The following is a 16,811-nucleotide window of genomic DNA, read 5'->3' as shown; positions in this document are numbered from 1 at the left end:
ATCCGGTGACTTCGTCCTGCCCTTTATCACCGTGAGCGAGAACACGATGAACGCATCCCCCCTTCCCGAATCCGTTCCCGAGGACTTCGTCTCGGCGGACCCCCAGTGGTACAAGCGTGCGGTCTTCTATGAGGTGCTGGTCCGAGGGTTCAAGGACTCCAACGGCGACGGCACCGGAGACCTGCGCGGTCTGATCGAGAAGCTGGACTACGTCCAGTGGCTCGGCGTCGACTGCCTGTGGCTGCTGCCCCTGTACGAATCGCCGCTGCGTGACGGCGGCTACGACATCTCCGACTACATGAAGATCCTGCCGGACTTCGGGGATCTCGGAGACTTCGTGCAGCTGATCGAGTCGGCGCACCAGCGCGGCCTGCGCATCGTCACCGACCTGGTGATGAACCACACGAGTGACAAGCATCCCTGGTTCCAGGCCTCGCGGCACGACCCCGAGGGTCCCTACGGGGACTTCTACGTCTGGTCCGACGACCCGACCGGGTACCCCGACGCACCGATCATCTTCATCGGCGCCGAGGAGTCCAACTGGACCTACGACCCGGTCCGCAAGCAGTACTACTGGCACCGCTTCTTCCACCACCAGCCGGACCTGAACTACGACAACCCGGCGGTCCAGGAGGCCATGCTGGAGGTTCTGCGGTTCTGGCTGGACCTGGGCATCGACGGCTTCCGCCTGGACGCCGTGCCGTACCTCTTCGAGCGTGAGGGCACCGCCTGCTCCGGTCTGCCGGAGACCCACGCCTACCTGAGGAAGGTCCGGAGCGAGGTGGACCGCCTCTACCCGGACCGGGTCCTGCTGGCCGAGGCCAACGGCTGGCCCGAGGACGTGGTGGAGTATTTCGGCGACCCCTCGGTCGGCGGCGACGAGTGCCACATGGCCTTCCACTTCCCGCTTATGCCGCGCATCTTCATGGCGGTACGGCGAGGCAGCCGCGAGCCGATCTCCGAGATCATGTCGCGGACGCCGAAGCTCCCGGAGACCGCCCAGTGGGGCATCTTCCTGCGCAACCACGACGAGCTGACCCTGGAGACGGTCACCGAAGAGGAGCGCGACTACATGCACGCCGAGTACGCCAAGGACCCGCGCATGCGGGCCTACCTCGGCATCCGGCGTCGCCTGGCCCCGCTGCTCGAGAACCACCGCGACCAGATCGAACTGTTCACCGCCCTGCTCCTGTCGCTGCCCGGCTCGCCGGTCATGTACTACGGCGACGAGATCGGCATGGGCGACAACATCTGGCTGGAGGACCGCGACGCGGTCCGCACCCCGATGCAGTGGAGCCCCGACCGCAACGCCGGCTTCTCCCAGGCCGACCCCGGCCGCCTCTACCTCCCCGCCGTCATGGACCCGATCTACGGCTTCCAGGCGGTCAACGTGGAGGCGCAGCGGAAGAACCCGGCGTCGCTGCTCCACTTCACCAGGAACATGCTGGCGATCCGCCGTAACCACCCGGTCTTCGGCACCGGCGCCTACAGCGAGCTGTGGTCCAGCAACCCGGCGGTGTTGACCTACATCCGCGAGGAGGGGGACGACATCATGCTGTGCGTCAACAACATGTCGAAGTATCCGCAGCCGGTGGAGCTGGACCTGCGCCGCTTCATGGACATGACGCCCATCGAGGCCAGGGGCGGGGTGCCGTTCCCCCGCGTGGGCACCCTGCCGTACCTGCTGACCCTGCCGGGTCACGGCTTCTACTGGTTCTCCCTCAAGCACGTGGACTGACCGGAAAAAACGGGACCCGGCCCGCTCCGGGCAGATTTTCCCGAGCCGCCCCGGTGTGAGCGGGGCGGCTCGGTTTCGGCTCCGAACGAGATCCGACAGGGAACGGTACGGCCTGGCCGTACCGTTTCTCGTCGTTCCAAGACGCTCCCGACCACTCCGCCGGCGAGCGCGGGATCTATCTGATGCCCGCCGGCACCTGGGCGCGAGCCGCCCTGCTGGCCGGGATCAACGCCACCAGCAGGGCGGCCCCCACCGCGATCGCCGCCGCGGAGACGAGCGTCAGAGTCGAGGGCGTGCGGCCGATGCCCGCGCCGACGCCGCTGGTGTAGCCCTGCAGGTCGATGAGGCCGCCGACCAGCGAGGCCCCGGCCGCGGTGCCCGCGACCACGCCCAGCACCGCGAGCAGGCCCGTACCGGTGACCAGGGTCGCGGCCACCTGCCGGGGGGTGAGGCCCATCGCCTTGAGCACCGCGAGGTCGAAGGCGTGATCACGCAGGCCGAGGGCGCTCGCCGTGAGCAGGTTGGCCAGGCCCAGCAGCGAGAGCACGGCGATCAACGCCACGATCACCACACGGATGATCGCGAGCCGCTCGGCCGGGTTGACCACCCGGTTCACCTCCAGGGCCTCGCCCGAGGCGGCCAGCAGCCGGGCCCGGACCGTGGCGGGGTCGGCGCCCGGCCTGAGCACCAGGCTGTAGAACTGCGGCGGCACCGCGTCCTTGGCGGCGAGACTGTCCATGCCGAAGGAGAGCACCTCACCGTCCTGGTCGGGCTCCACCACCCGGCCGACGAGGTGCACGATCAGCGGTGTGCCGCCGACCGTCATGCGGACCCGATCGCCGATCTTGACGCCCAGCAGGTCGAGCAGCCCCTGTCCCGCGACGGCCTCACCCCTGGCCGTGAACATCCGCCCCTCCACGACCGAGAAGGGGTACGGGTCGGCCGACGTGCCCAGCGCGCGGGCCAGCACGCTCCTGGTCTGCTCCGGCTCCAGGGCCGACACCTCGCTGCCCGGGTAGACGGCCAGCACCTGAGGATCGGCCCTGGCGATCCGGGCGGCGTCCTCGGCGGGGAGCTTGTCCGGGCGGACGATGAGCGCCGCCGCCTGGCCGACCCGTTCGGGGTGGTTCAGGAAGTCGTCCAGGGTGGCCCAGCAGCCGAGGCCGATGGTGATCATCATCATCGGGACCGCGAGGCCGAAGATGCTCAGGAACGCGGGGACGCGCCTGGTGAAGGCGTCGCGGGTGCCCAGGACGAGGGCGGGCGGCAGCCGTACCAGGAGGGCGATCCTGGCCATCCGCGACAGGTGGCCCCGGGGCGGCCCCGCGGTGGCCGCGGGGATGGGCGGGGTGAGGCCGCCGCGCCAGGCGGGCAGGGCCACCGCGACCAGGACCACCGCGGCGGTGCCACCGGTGATCGCGAGCAGCGGGATCGGGGAGAGCGGCAGGATCGGCGTGCCGTGCAGGGTCAGCGAGGCGATGAGCTGGCCGCAGACGAGACCGATGGCGATGCCCAGCAGTCCGAGCGCGCCGTGCTCGGCCATGAGCACGCCGAAGACCTGGCTCCGGGTGTAGCCGAGGGACTTGAGGGTGGCGATGTCGCGGGTCTGGGCGAGCACCCGCCCGCCCACCGCGTTGGCGATGGCGAGCGCGGCGGCGACGAGCCCGGTGACGCCGAACAGCGCCAGCAGCAGGCCGAGCAGGCGGTTGTCCAGTTCCATGGAGGCGCGGACCTCGCGCCAGGTGGACATCCGCTGGATCTCCTCGTCCAGCAGGGTGACGGCGCCGTGGACGACCGGCAGCGTGGCCTCGCCGTCGGCGAGGCGCAGCCCGGTGACCGACTCGCTGCGGCCCAGGGCGGGCTCGACCCTGGCCAGGACCTCGGGCAGGGTCCAGGCCAGGCCCGGCGTCCACTCGGGGTAGAAGCCCTGGTCGGCGGTGTCGGCCAGGCCGACCACGATGAGCGGGTGGGAGGCGCCGTTGAGCGCGGTGACGGTGAAGGGACCGCCCACCTTCAGGTTGAGCGCCGTGGCGAAGGACCGCTCGACGATCACGCCCTCGGTGTCGCCCGCGCGCAGCCACCGTCCCTCGCGGATCATCGGCGTGGCCACCGAGGGGGGAGTGGGGGACATCTCCCGCAGCGCCACGGGTGACTTCTTGCCGTCCAGCGTGAGCGTCACGGGCGCCGTCCGGTACGGTCCCGCCACCTGGACCACGCCCGGAAGCCGCGACAGCGCGGCCACGTCCGGGGCGTCCTTGGTGTGGATCCACACGTGCGCGCCCCTGGACTCCGTGAACAGTCCCCGCCACGGGTTGGTCCCGTCTTCCAGCAGGGTCGCGGAGGTGATCAGTGCCGTGACGATCCCCGCCACGGCCAGCAGCGTCAGCAGTGCCTGCACCCGCCGCGCCCTGAGGTCGGCCCGGATCCATCTGACGGACGCCCGGACGGTGCTCATCTCAGCGGACCCGTCCCGCGCGGGTGAAGCCGGTCGAACCCACGCGAGTGAGGCCGGCGGGCCGCCCCGGAGCGGCGGACCCTGCCCGTGTGAGGACGCGGTGGGTCTCCGCCGGGTGCCGGTGGGCGAGCCGGATCGTGAGGGGAGCGGCGGATCCGGCCCGCGAGAGGGCACGGCAGGAGCGAGAGACGCGCACCGGCTATCCCCTCAGCTCGACGACGTCGCCCACGGTGGCCTTGGGGCGGCGGCGGGCCATGCCGATGGTGCCGTCGTCGACGATCTCGCCGTCGAAGAGGGCGACCACCCGGTCGGCCAGGCCGGCCACCCGGGCGTCGTGGGTGACCAGGATGACGGTCTGGCCGTCGCGGTGGACCTCACCGAGCAGGCGGAGAACGTCGCGGGTGTTGCGGCTGTCGAGGTTGCCCGTGGGCTCGTCCGCGAGCAGCAGGCTCGGCTTGTTGGCCAGCGCGCGGGCCAGCGCGACCCGCTGCTGCTCGCCGCCCGCGAGCTGGGAGGGCGCGGCGTCGGCGCGGTCGGTCAGGCCGAGCTCGCCGAGGAGATACTGCCGGCGCTGGCGTGCCTCACGCGCGGAGGCCCCGGCCAGCAGCGCGGGCAGTTCGACGTTGTCGGCCACGGTCATGTTGGCGACCAGGTTGAAGAACTGGAAGACGAAGCCGACCTTCTTACGGCGCAGCAGTGCCCAGGCGCTCTCGTTCAGAGTGTCGGCCCGCTGCCCGTCGAGCCAGATCTCGCCGCTGGTCCGGGCTTCGAGGCCGCCGAGCATGTGGACCAGGGTGGACTTGCCCGACCCGGAGGGGCCCATGATCGCCACGAATTCCCCGGACGCCACCCGCAGATCGACTCCGCGCACGGCGGGCACCGGCACGGCGCCGTTCTGATAGATCTTGACGAGATTGACGGTATCGACCACGGGGGAAGTCAACTCAGGTCCTCCTGGCAGCGCTCGAGCCAGTCGAGGTCGGCCTGCAGGTGGAGCATAGCCCCCTCCACGAGGAGAAGCGCGACTCGATTTTCGGGGTCGATCCGCTCCGCGAGCTCGTTCAGGTCACGGATCAGCGCGAGGTAGTGACGGCGCTGGCGGTTGATCAGCGTCATCCTGTCGGCGAGGCCGGTCATCGGGGCCAGCACCAGCTTCATGAAGAAGTCGTCCCGGACCCGGGGTCCCTCGGTGGGTTCGTCCACCCACGTGTCGAGGCTCTCCCGGCCCGCGGCGGTCAGGTAGTAAACCTTCTTGTTCGGGCGGTTGGACTGTTCGACGTCCACGACGCGGACCAGGCCGTCCTTCTCCAGGCGGCCGAGCGTAACGTAGATCTGCCCGATGTTCGGCGACGGATAGGCGTTGCCGAAGATCTGCTCAAGCGCCTGTTTCAGCTCGTAACCATGGGCAGGTTCTTTCGCGAGGAGCGCCATCAGCAACGGCCGCACGCCCCACCTCCTCGGAGTGCTTGTTACCTGAGCGTTACGGGTCAATCCGTTGACGTTCATGTTATCGCTATGCATAACATGCATGCATCTACCTAACACGTATGTAACTACCTCGAAATCTGGAGGTCATAGTGCGCCGTCTCATTCCCATCGCGCTCGCCGTGCTTCTGCCGGTGGGATGCGCCGGGGTGGGCGCGCAGGAGACCGAGAGGTTCGGGGGGACCGGCCCGTTCACCCTCGTGATCGGACGGGACACGACCGCCTACCTGCAACCGTTGCTGGACAGGTGGAACCAGACCCATCCCGGAGAGCGGGTCACCCTGCTCGAACTCCCCGAGGCGGCCGACGAGCAACGCGCGCAGATGGTCGCCAACCTCCAGGCCAAAAGCGATCGCTACGACGTGCTCGGCCTGGACGTGGTCTGGACGGCGGAGTTCGCCGACGCGGGCTGGATCCTGCCGCTGGAACGCGGGATGTTCCAGCTCGACAGGTTCCTGCCTCCGGTCGTCGACACGGCGGTCTACCGGGGCAAGCTCTGGGCCGTGCCGTACACCAGCAATGCCGGGCTGCTCTACTACCGCAAGGACCTGCTCGCCAAGCAGGGCTTCAAGCCCCCCAAGACCTGGGAGGAGCTCCGCGAGCAGGCCGGTGCGCTGCATGAGAAGTACGGCATCGGCGGTTACGCCGGGCAGTTCCTGGCCTACGAGGGACTGACCGTCAACTTCGCCGAGGCCGTGCAGTCGGCGGGAGGGCAGATCCTCAGCCCGGACGGCACAAAAGTGACCATGGACTCGGCCAAGGCCAAGGCCGGCCTGGACTTCCTGGTCGGCGGGTTCCGCGAAGGCTGGATCCCGCCGGAGTCGCTCTCCTTCAAGGAGGAGGAGTCCCGGCTGGCCTTCCAGGAGGGCAGGCTGGCCTTCGCCCGCAACTGGCCGCACGCGTACGGCCCCGCCACCGACTCGGCCGTCGCGAACAAGTTCGCGGTCACCCGGCTGCCCGGACTCGACGGTCCGGGCTCCAGCTCGCTGGGCGGCGTCAACCTCGCGCTCAGCGCCTACTCCAAGAAGCAGAAGTCGGCGGTCGAGTTCATCCGCTACTTCACCGGCCTGGAGAACCAGCGGCGGGTGCTCACCGACGGCTCGTTCCCACCCGTGTGGGCCGAGCTGTACGACGACCCCGCCCTGATCAAGCGTTTCCCCTACCTTCCCGTCCTCAAGCAGAGCATTCTCTCGGCCCAGCCGAGACCGGCCAGTGCCAACTACAACCAGGTGAGCCTGGTGATCGCCAGCGCGGTCTCCAACGCGCTCACCCCACCCTTCGAGGAGGCCGGCGACGACATCATCGCCTCCATGAAAGGCCAGCTGAACGAGATCATCCGGGCTCAGTAACCCGGGGCGATCCCCCGGCGAGCCGTCATCCCTCCCGGATCTCGATTCAGCCCTCCGCTCTCTTTCGCTTCTCCCGAATTACTTTCTCCCGAATTCCGGGGCTTTGACACCACAGGAGGTTTGTTCAGCATGCGCAAATCCATTGCCATGGCGACGACGGCCGGACTCGCACTCGCACTCGCCGCATGCGGCGGCGGCGAGGCGGCGGCACCCACGACCCCGGCCGCGAGCGGCAGCGCCCCCGCCTCCGCGCCCGCCGAGGCCAAGACCCTCGAAGGCGTGAGCCTCGAGGTCGCGGCCAAGTGGACGGGCTCCGAGCAGACCAACTTCGAGCAGGTGCTCAAGGCCTTCGAGGCCAAGACCGGGGCCAAGGTCACCTACGCCTCCACCGGCGAGGACACCGGCGCCTATCTCGGCCCGCGCATCCAGGGCGGCAGCCCGCCGGACGTCGCGATCCTGCCCCAGCCCGGCCTGGTCCAGCAGTACGCCGACCAGAAGGCGCTCAAGCCGCTCACCGCCGAGGTGCAGAAGCAGCTCGACGACAACTACACCCCGTACTGGAAGGAGCTCGGCTCCGCCGACGGCCAGGTGTACGGCGTGCTGGTGAAGGCGGCCCACAAGTCGCTCATCTGGTACCGCGACCAGGCCTTCCAGGACGCCGGAGTGCAGCCGCCCGCCACCTGGGACGACCTCGTCACGGCCTCCCAGACGATCGCGGACTCCGGCACCGCGCCGTTCTCCTTCTGCGGCGCGTCCGGCTGGACCCTGACCGACCTGTTCGAGAACGTCTACCTCTCCAGCGCGGGTCCGGAGAACTACACCAAGCTCTCCAAGCACGAGATCCCGTGGACCGACGCCAGCGTGACCACCGCGCTGGAGAAGATCGGCCAGATTGTCGGCAAGAAGGAGTTCCTGCTCGGCGGCGCCTCCGGCGCCCTGCAGACCGACTTCCCCACCTGCGTGACCCAGGTCTACGGCCAGGACAAGTCGGCGATGGTGATCGAGGCCGACTTCGTGGGCACCACGGCCGAGGAGTCCGGCGCGAAGCTCGGCGAGGAGGCCAAGTACTTCCCGTTCCCGAAGGCCGGTGACACCGAGCCGGTCGTGCTGGGCGGCGACATCGCGGTGGCGCTGAAGGACTCCAAGGGCTCGATGGAGCTGCTGGAGTTCCTCGCCTCCAAGGAGGGCGGCGAGATCTGGGCCAAGCTTCCCGGCTACCTCTCCCCCAACCGCAACGTCGCGCCCGACACCTACCCGTCCGAGTTGACCAAGAAGCTCGCCGAGACGATCATCTCCGCCGGTGACGCGGTCCGCTACGACATGTCCGACCTCGCCCCCAGCGCCTTCGGCGGCACCGACGGCAAGGGCGAGTGGAAGCTCCTGCAGGACTTCGTCCGCAACCCGGCCGACATCAAGGGCATCCAGAGCAAGCTCGAAGACGAGGCCAAAAAGGCCTGGAAGTAAGGGGATAGGCCGTGACCGATCGGTTAGACGGCCCTCCGGCACCGCCTCCGGTATCGCAGGCGGTATCGGAGGCGGCTCCTGAGAAGGCTCCCGAGCCGGCTCCCGTGAAGGCCGGATCCCTGGGTCCTCCGGCGAGGATGGCGCTCTGGTTCCTGTTGCCGGGCGTGCTCCTGCTCGGCGCAATGGTGATCTACCCGATCATCTACTCGATCTTCCGCAGCTTCTACGACTCCAACGGGAACACCTTCGTCGGCGTCGAGAACTACGCGACGATCTTCAATGACTCCTCCACCCTGACCACGATCAGGAACAACCTGATCTGGGTCGCGGTGGCCCCCGCCCTCGTCACCGCGATAGGTCTGCTCTTCGCGGTGCTGACAGAACGGATCCGCTGGGCGACCGCCTTCAAGCTGATCGTGTTCATGCCGATGGCCGTCTCCCTGATGGCCTCCGGCGTCATCTTCCGCCTGGTCTACGAGCAGGCCCCGGACCGGGGCGTGGCCAACGCCGTCATCACCTCGGTGATGGACGTCTTCGGCTCCACCGACGGCTACCCGGACGCCCGGCCCAGGGAGAACGACCAGTCGCCGGTCGCCGGTCAGCAGGGCGCGGTGGTGACCAAACAGCCCGCGGGGCCCGGCAAGGCCGTGCTCCTCCCCCTGGTCGGCGTGAAGCCCGAGACCCTCGCCTCCGCGGCGACGGCGAAGGCGTCCCAGCCGGGCCCCGGCGAACTGGCCGGGACCGTGTGGGTGGACTTCACCCAGGGCGGCGGAGGCGCAGTCAACCAGGTGGATCCCACGGAGAAGGGCCTGACGGGCGTGACCGTCGAGGCGGTGCAGAACGGTGCCGTCAAGGCCACCGTCACCACCGGGGCCGACGGGACCTTCCGCTTCACCGGGCTGGCTCCGGGCGACTATCTGGTGCGGCTGCCGGAGTCGAACTTCCACGCGGCCTTCAACGGGATCGCCTGGCTCGGCCCGGCGCTGATCACTCCGGCGATCATCGGAGCGTTCATCTGGGTGTGGGCCGGATTCTCCATGGTGCTGATCGCGGCGGGGCTCTCGGCCATCCCGCGTGACGCTCTGGAGGCGGCCCGCATCGACGGGGCCACCGAATGGCAGGTGTTCCGCAAGATCACCATCCCACTGCTCGCCCCGGTGCTGCTCGTCGTGTTCGTCACGATGATCATCAACACGCTGAAGGTCTTCGACCTGGTCTTCGTCATCGCACCGGGATCGGTGCAGCCGCAGGCCAACGTGATCGCGCTGGAGATGTGGCGGGTCTCGTTCGGCGGCGGAGGCAACCAGGGGCTGGGCAGCGCGCTGTCCATCTTCCTGCTGATCCTCGTTCTGCCCTTCATGATTATCAACATCCGCCGTTTCAGGAGGGACAACCAGTGACGACCTCCAGTCTCGGCGCCCCACCGCGCAACATGCTCAGCCGGATCGTGGACAAGGTCGGCGGCGGCCTCGTCCAGGCGGTGCTGGTGCTGGTCGGCCTGTTCTGGCTGGTTCCCACCCTCGGCCTGTTCGTGGTCTCGCTCCGCCAGGAGACGGCCAACAACTCCACCGGCTGGTGGACGGCGTTCACCAAGCCGGCCGAGTGGACCATCAAGAACTACTCCGATCTGCTGGCCACCGGGTTCACCGCGTCGTTCTGGAACACCGTGCTCATCACGGTGCCCACGACCCTCCTGGTGATCGGCATCGCGTCCATGGCCGCCTACGCGTTCGCCTGGATGGAGTTTCCCGGCAGGGACGCGCTGTTCCTGGTGGTGATCGGCCTGCTGGTGGTGCCGATCCAGATCGCGCTGATCCCGATCGCGAAGCTCTACGGCTCGATCGGCATCTTCGGCTCCATCGCCGGCGTGGTGCTCTTCCACGTCGCCTTCGGACTCCCCTTCGCCATCTTCCTGCTCCGCAACTTCTTCGCGGGCATTCCACGCTCGCTGCTCGAAGCCGCGCGCATGGACGGCGCGGGTGAGTGGAAGATCTTCTCGACCGTGGTGTTCCCGCTGGCCAAGCCCGCGGTCGCCTCGCTCGGCATCTTCCAGTTTCTCTGGGTCTGGAACGACCTGCTCGTCGCCCTGGTCTTCGCCAACACCGAGAACCAGCCGATGACCAAGGCCCTGCAGTCCCAGATGCGGCAGTTCGGAACCAACGTCGACATCCTCGCGCCCGGTGCCTTCCTGTCGCTGATCATCCCGCTGATCTTGTTCTTTGCCTTCCAGCGTTACTTCGTGCAGGGCATGATGGCGGGTTCGGTGAAATAAAGGGGCAGGTCCGGTACAGCGTGCGCGGTTTTCCGGCGCACGCCGTACCGGACCTCAAACCTCGATAGGGTTTTCGGCATGGCCGCGCGTCCTTTGAATGAAATCGTGGAAGCCGGGTGGGCCACGGCCCTCGAACCCGTCGCTGAAAGAATCGCCGAGATGGGCGACTTCCTCCGCAAGGAGGTGGCGGAAGGCAGGCAGTACCTCCCGTCGGGAGCCAACGTGCTCCGTGCCTTTCAACAGCCCTTTGACCAGGTCAAAGTGCTGATCGTCGGCCAGGACCCCTATCCCACGCCGGGTCATCCGATCGGCCTGAGCTTCTCCGTGGCCGCAGATGTGCGCCCGATTCCGGGCAGCCTGCGCAACATCTACAAGGAGCTCACCGAGGACCTCGGCCTGCCGATGCCGAGCAACGGCGACCTGACCCCGTGGACCGAGCAGGGCGTGCTGCTGCTCAACAGGGTTCTCACCGTCGCGCCGGGCAAGTCCGCCTCGCACCGGGGCAAGGGCTGGGAAGAGGTCACCGAGCAGGCCATGAAGGCGCTCGTCGCTCGTGACAAGCCGATGGTGGCGATTCTGTGGGGGCGCGACGCCCGCAACCTGCGCCCGATGCTCGGCAACCTCCCGGCCGTCGAGTCGGCCCACCCGAGCCCTCTGTCGGCCCGCAGCGGCTTTTTCGGCTCCCGCCCGTTCAGCCGCACCAACGAGCTTCTCCAGCAGCAGGGCACGACGCCGGTCGAGTGGAAGCTTCCTTAGGCAATCGCACCCTACGAGGGCACTAGGATTTACACCATGAGTGATGAATCGGGCACTGAACGCTATCTGCGTCTGACTGTCGAGCTTACCGTGGAGGTGCAGGACCTTGCGGGCCTGCAGGCCGCCGCGCTGAAGGAGATCAACCACCCGGACGCCGATCTGGACGATGACGAGCGCAAGGAGCAGGCGGAGCTGGTCTCCACCGACGACACCGGCGCCACGGCGCTGCAGTGGCTGATCGAGCCGGACCACGTCCTGGGTCTGATCGAGCACGTTGAGGAGATCGAGCCCCGTGAGGCCGTGCTGGGCGTCGAGCCCTCCGACGGTCCCTCGGACGAGGATGAGGACGAGGAGCACGACCACGACCATGACGCTGTCGGTCACAAGCACTGAGATCGCTCGTTGACCATGGAGTCGTTCCCGAAGCTCCGGAGCTGACCTCGCGGGCACCCGTCCCGCCGGCTCCGGTGCTTCCGGGGACGTCCCTCATCCATTCACGTGTCGGCGGTGTCCCCGAGCCCCGACAGCCGGTGACGCCCTCCGGCTCGCGGCGCCCCCAAACCCTTGACGATCGGTGACGCCCTCCGACCGGCGACCTCCTTGAGCCCCCGATGAATCGGTGACGCCCTTCGGCCACTTCGGCGGCGTCTCTCAGCCGGTAAGGACGTCCTCGCGACGGGCGACGAAGGAGTCGCGCCCGCGCGTCAGCTCTCCGCAGCGGGCGGCCAGGCCGTTCACCGTACCTCCCACCCATTCGGCGACATCGCCGACGGCCTCGCCCGTGCGGGCGATCCGCTGATGCTTGATCGCGTCGGTGACGATGTTGTCGAAGAACATGTCGGCGAACCAGCGGGTGTCCACCTTGGGAAGCGCCGGGCTGACGTGCACGCCGATGTCGACGAGTTCCCTGGCGAAGACGTCCAGGAGATGCTGGGCGTGCCAGGCCGCCTCGTCCGCGTTGAGCAGGTGGCCACGCTCCATCATGTCCGCGATGCCGCCACCGCCGCCGAGCATGTCCCACGTGGAGGCGCCGCGCGCGCCGCCGAGGCAGCGCAGGACCTGACCGACCGCGTGGGCGGCGGCGACCCCGGCACGGTGGGCCTCCTCGTGCTCCCGGAGGTCGGCGTCGACCTCGGCGAGCCGCTGGGCGATCTCGGCCAGCTCGCGGCCCCGGGGATCGCTCGACTCCACCAGCATGCGCTCCTTGCGTTCGAGCAGCTCGGTGAACTCCTCCGGGGCCGACCCGACCTCGGCCAGGGCCTCCTCCAAGGCCGCCCTGTCGGTGTTCAGCCATTCGAGGCGGGTTCGCTGCCCTTCAAGGCGCTGCCGTACGGCCAGTGCCTTGGCCTTCTCCCCGGCCAGCTTCTCCTCCCTGGATCCGGTGAGGCCGGCCAGGAACGCCGAGAAACCGCCCTCCAGCCTGGAGACGCCCCGCTCCTCCTCGGCGAGCTCGGCTTCGAGGTCGCCGATGAGCCGCCCGACCTCGTCGAGCTGAACGTCCACCGCCTGACGCCGTCTGGTCAGCTGTTCCAGCTGTCGCACTCGCCCGTGGACGACGCGTAGGTCATCGTCGATGCTCTCAAAAGAGGTCACACTTTTTGCGACGTGCGGCAGGGCCAAATCGTTCCGCCCGGGCGTGGTCAATCCCTGCTCTCACCCTTGCCCAGTCGCGCATTGTCGCCTCTTTCTCCCTAATCAGGATTTAATGCGACTTTTCTCTTCAATCAGTTCTCCTGCGGCCTGCCCAAAGCAGACCTCACCCCCATGCCTCCCCCTGCCGGATGAAGCCCCGCTCCCCTGCCTCCGCCCCTGCCGGATCATTCGCGTCAGTCCATCGAGACCAGGGGTTGTGGATAGCCGGGGACGCCCGCCGGCAACCGCCACGGCTCGTGGACCGCCCTCTTCGGCACCGAGCCCAGCTCGGGCACGTAGCGGCGGACGTATTCGCCGTCCGGGTCGAACCTCCTGGCCTGCCGGATGTGGTTGACCGTCTGGTTGGGCCGGGTGTTGTTGCCCGTCCCGGCCATCCACTGCCAGTTGCCGTAGTTGTTGGCGATGTCACCGTCCAGCAGCATCTCGAAGAAGTGGTCGGCCCCCACTCGCCAGTCGAGACGCAGCCGCCTGACCAGGAAGGACGCCACGATCATGCGGGCCCGGTTGTGCATCCAGTTCTCGGTGAGCAGCTGCCGCATTCCCGCGTCCACGATCGGCACCCCGGTCATGCCCTCCTTCCAGGCCTGCGCGGCGCCGGAGTCGGTGCGCCACTCCTGGCCGCGTGATCGGTAGTCGTCCCGGTTGATGCCGGGAAAGGCCGCCGTCACCTGATGGAAGAAGTCGCGCCAGCACAGCTGCCTGACAAAGGCGTCGCCGTTCACGGCCGTCGACTCCAGCTCCAGGGGCGACAGACAGCCGAAGTGCAGATACGGGCTCAGCCTGGAGGTACGGTCTCCCGCGAGATCGTCGTGGCCGTCGGCGTAGTCCTCCACGCAGTGCTTCAACCACTGCCCCATCCGCTCGCGCGCCGCCGTTTCACCACCCCTGAACAGCGGGGACGGCTCGTGATCCGGCTCGGGCAGGAGACCTTCCTCCAGACCGTCGGGAACGTGCACCGCCTCGGGCGCCTTCAACGTCTCCCGCCGCGGATGGGCGCTCCAGGCGCGCCAGTAGGGCGTGAAGACCCGGTAGTGATCACCGCCGCCCGAAGGTCTGAGCGCGTCGGGCGCGACGATCGTCACGCCGGGGAACCCGCGAAACTCCATCCGGCTCCGCTCACATGCCTCGGCCAGCCGCCGCTGCCTACGCTGCGCGAGCGTGCTGACGTCCAGGCTGGCGTAGACGGCCTGGGCCGAGATCCGCCCTGCCAGCCGTACGGTCTCCTCGACCGGATCCCCCCGGCGAATCACGAGCTCCCCTCCCCGCTCCCGTAACGATTGACGCAGGTCGGCGAGGCATTCGGACAGGAAGGCCGAGCGGTGGCCCGTGGGCAGTGCGGGGTCGAGCACAAAGAGCGGGACCACCTGGCGCGCGTTCTCGCACGCGGCGGCGAGGGCCGGGTGGTCGTGCGTCCGGAGATCGCGGTTGAACAAGACGATGACGGTGTCCATCATGATCCTCTCTTCGCGCCCTGCGGCACCGGCGGTTGCATCCACCAGGGCTTATTCCCTTTCGCACGCTCCAGCCCCGGTGGTTGCACCCGCCAGAGCTCACTCCATTCGCGCGCCCCGGCCTCATCGGTTACGCCTGTCAGGGTTGGCTCCTTTCGTACGCTCAGCCCTGGGAGCCTCGCTTGCCGCATATCGCCACCTTTCGCGCACTCCGGCTCCCGTGACTGCATCCGCCGGGACCTGTCGCCCGAAGAAACGTCCAGGGGACGTCCACCCGCGCCGTCTGGCAGCCTGGTAGGGCGATCACGGGCACGGAACGGGCTGTGAGAATGAGATGAGATGGGCGAGCAGAGTCAGGTGACCACCGAAGAGGAGCCGGGCTACGGCATCGGAGCCGTCGCACGGCGTCTCGGCGTGCCCGCCCCCACCCTGCGGACCTGGAACCTGCGCTACGGCCTCGGCCCCAGCCGCCGCAGCCCGGGAGGGCATCGCCGCTACGACCTGAGCGACCTGCGGCGCCTCGAGGAGATGAACCGGCTCATCCGGACGGGCGTGCCCGCCGCCGACGCGGCGCGGGAGGTCCTGAGAGGCGACGGGACCCCACCGGCCGCCCCTCTCCGGGAAGTCCCGGATCTCCGGGCGGCCCGGGAGGAGCACCCGCCTGTCTTGGCACCGCGCCCCGAGATCCCCACGGTGGCGATGCTGGCTCGGGCGGCGATCATGCTGGACAGCCAGCTCGTGTCCGACTGGATCGGCGCGGCGCTGTCCAGGCACGGGGTCATCTGGACCTGGGAGGAGCTGGTGATCCCGGTTTTCGAGACGATCTGCAGGCGCCAGGCCGAGACCGGCGCGAGCATCGAGGTCGAGCACCTGTTCTCCGACCGGCTGCTGGCCTCCCTGAGCCGGTTGATCGAACGCCCCGCACGGCCGATCAACGTCCGGCCGGTGCTGCTCACCTGCTCCGAGGAGGAGCAGCACAGCCTGCCGATCTACGCGCTGGCCGCCGCGCTGACCGCCGAACACGTGGAGACACGCGTGCTGGGCGCACGGATCCCCTATCCGGCCCTGGCCGACGCGATGCGCCGCCTCGGCCCGGCGGTGGTCTTCGTCTGGTCCCAGCTGCCCGAGACCGGCGACCCGGCCCCGCTCGCGTCGCTGCCCCTGCTCCGCCCCGCGAGCCGAGTCATCGTCGGCGGCACGGGATGGTGGGACGATCTCCCGCCGTCGGTCTCCCGCGTCACGTCGTTCCGGGACGCGCTCACCCGGATCAGCGCCGCCCTCCACTGACCGCGCGCCGCACCGGCCTTCCCCCTTTCGAGGCCTGCACCTGTCACCGCGCCCGCCGTCTCCGGGCCGGGCCGCCCTGACGGACCGCGCCGCCGATCGCTCACGTCTCGCCTCTCCGGCTTCCCCCCTGGCATCGCTCCCGTGGCCTTCGCACGACCGCGCCGACCACCCGCGTTTCACCACCCGGGGCCCCGCCGTCTCGTGACGCGCCCCTCTCCCAGCTTGCGATCACGAAGGGTGAGCGAGTATGAATAAGTTTTGAGTAGGTTTTCATGGCAAGGGAGAGTCATCATGACAGACACCTTGAACATCCGGCTCGCCGAGGGCGACGACGCCGCGCTGGCCGAGTGTTTTCACACGCACGGGTCACTGGTCCGCTCCTACCTGCGGCGATTCGTCCCTCAGCAGGACATCGAAGACCTGCAGCAGATCGTGTTCGCGGAGGTCTGGCGGTGCCGGCACCGCTTCGACCCCACCCGCAACCTCCCGGCCTGGTTGCTCGGCATCGCGCACAACCGGGCGGTCGACCAGTTGCGGATACGGACACCGCAGACGGTCCCGCTGGACGTGGTGGCCGATCCGGCCGGTGCGGACGGCCGGACCCACGGCGACGGCCTGGCGGACCGCGACCAGGTCCAGCGGGCGCTGGCCGAGCTTCCCGCACCGCAGCGCCAGGCGATCGAGCTGGCCTACTACGGCGAGCTGACCCAGCGGGAGATCGCCGAGAGGCTGAGTGTGCCGCTCGGCACCATCAAGGCCCGTACGGCCCGCGGCCTGCGCCGCCTGTCGAACATCCTTCCCCCGGTCACGGCATGAGCAGGACGGGCCGGGCGCGGGTATGAGCGGGATGAGCGGCACGAGTGCCATGAGCGGGGCCGGCGAAACAGACGACATGAGTCGG

The 16,811-nt window shown here is 68.8% G+C and carries 14 protein-coding genes; 9 read left to right on the top strand and 5 right to left on the bottom strand.

The features are described 5' to 3' along the window. The first annotated feature begins 46 nt into the window (after positions 1-46). Positions 47-1,738: a maltose alpha-D-glucosyltransferase gene (treS, locus tag DKM19_RS06520; RefSeq protein WP_089211413.1), complete on the top strand. Its 1,692-nt coding sequence runs from the start codon at positions 47-49 to the stop codon at positions 1,736-1,738. 175 nt (positions 1,739-1,913) lie between these two features. Here treS and DKM19_RS06515 read toward each other — a convergent pair whose 3' ends face one another. The 3 genes from DKM19_RS06515 to DKM19_RS06505 all read right to left on the bottom strand — a co-directional run bounded on the left by DKM19_RS06515 (position 1,914) and on the right by DKM19_RS06505 (position 5,639). Next, positions 1,914-4,193 carry an ABC transporter permease gene (locus tag DKM19_RS06515; protein WP_110694931.1) on the bottom strand — a complete coding sequence of 760 codons (2,280 nt, stop codon included), beginning with the start codon at positions 4,191-4,193 and terminating at the stop codon, positions 1,914-1,916. Between the two features lie 199 nt (positions 4,194-4,392). Beyond that, positions 4,393-5,136 (bottom strand): ABC transporter ATP-binding protein, encoded by a 744-nt coding sequence (locus tag DKM19_RS06510; RefSeq protein ID WP_110694930.1) that lies wholly within the window; start codon positions 5,134-5,136, stop codon positions 4,393-4,395. Next, a complete protein-coding gene (locus DKM19_RS06505; protein ID WP_089211410.1) occupies positions 5,133-5,639 on the bottom strand; it encodes a PadR family transcriptional regulator in 507 nt (168 codons plus the stop codon). Before DKM19_RS06505 ends, DKM19_RS06510 begins: the two co-directional genes overlap by 4 nt. 131 nt (positions 5,640-5,770) lie before the next feature. On the opposite strand from DKM19_RS06505, the gene DKM19_RS06500 reads away from it, so the two are divergent. The 6 genes from DKM19_RS06500 (at position 5,771) to DKM19_RS06475 (ending at position 11,912) form a co-directional block, all read left to right on the top strand. Then, positions 5,771-7,027: an ABC transporter substrate-binding protein gene (locus DKM19_RS06500; protein WP_110694929.1), complete on the top strand. Its 1,257-nt coding sequence runs from the start codon at positions 5,771-5,773 to the stop codon at positions 7,025-7,027. 129 nt (positions 7,028-7,156) lie between these two features. Then, positions 7,157-8,491, top strand: coding sequence for an ABC transporter substrate-binding protein (locus tag DKM19_RS06495; RefSeq protein WP_110694928.1), 1,335 nt, complete (start codon positions 7,157-7,159; stop codon positions 8,489-8,491). Positions 8,492-8,628: 137 nt separating this feature from the next. After that, a complete protein-coding gene (locus DKM19_RS06490) occupies positions 8,629-9,891 on the top strand; it encodes an ABC transporter permease subunit (protein ID WP_110705515.1) in 1,263 nt (420 codons plus the stop codon). A 32-nt stretch (positions 9,892-9,923) separates the two neighbouring features. Then, on the top strand, positions 9,924-10,763 hold the full coding sequence (locus tag DKM19_RS06485; protein WP_239514416.1) for a carbohydrate ABC transporter permease: 840 nt from the start codon (positions 9,924-9,926) through the stop codon (positions 10,761-10,763). A gap of 78 nt (positions 10,764-10,841) precedes the next feature. Next, positions 10,842-11,519: a uracil-DNA glycosylase gene (locus tag DKM19_RS06480; protein WP_110694926.1), complete on the top strand. Its 678-nt coding sequence runs from the start codon at positions 10,842-10,844 to the stop codon at positions 11,517-11,519. A 36-nt stretch (positions 11,520-11,555) separates the two neighbouring features. Beyond that, complete coding sequence (locus DKM19_RS06475; RefSeq protein ID WP_089211404.1) at positions 11,556-11,912, top strand: hypothetical protein; 357 nt, start codon at positions 11,556-11,558, stop codon at positions 11,910-11,912. 258 nt (positions 11,913-12,170) lie between these two features. Here the strand turns inward: DKM19_RS06475 and DKM19_RS06470 are convergent, their stop codons facing one another. After that, entirely contained in the window at positions 12,171-13,112 is a 942-nt protein-coding gene (locus DKM19_RS06470; RefSeq protein WP_162641334.1) for a hypothetical protein, read from the bottom strand. A 233-nt stretch (positions 13,113-13,345) separates the two neighbouring features. Next, the gene (locus tag DKM19_RS06465) at positions 13,346-14,626 is read right to left on the bottom strand and encodes a deoxyribodipyrimidine photo-lyase (protein WP_239514117.1); all 1,281 of its coding nucleotides are present in this window, start codon (positions 14,624-14,626) and stop codon (positions 13,346-13,348) included. A 336-nt stretch (positions 14,627-14,962) separates the two neighbouring features. Between DKM19_RS06465 and DKM19_RS06460 the strand changes: the two genes are divergently transcribed. Then, positions 14,963-15,910, top strand: a complete 948-nt coding sequence (locus tag DKM19_RS06460; protein WP_110694924.1) for a MerR family transcriptional regulator — start codon at positions 14,963-14,965, stop codon at positions 15,908-15,910. Positions 15,911-16,201: 291 nt separating this feature from the next. Beyond that, entirely contained in the window at positions 16,202-16,726 is a 525-nt protein-coding gene (locus DKM19_RS06455; RefSeq protein WP_110694923.1) for an RNA polymerase sigma factor, read from the top strand. Positions 16,727-16,811: the final 85 nt, after the last annotated feature.

Source organism: Streptosporangium sp. 'caverna' (genome assembly GCF_003203775.1).
Lineage (GTDB): Bacteria > Actinomycetota > Actinomycetes > Streptosporangiales > Streptosporangiaceae > Streptosporangium > Streptosporangium subroseum.
This window is presented reverse-complemented; position numbering and strand designations above follow the sequence as displayed.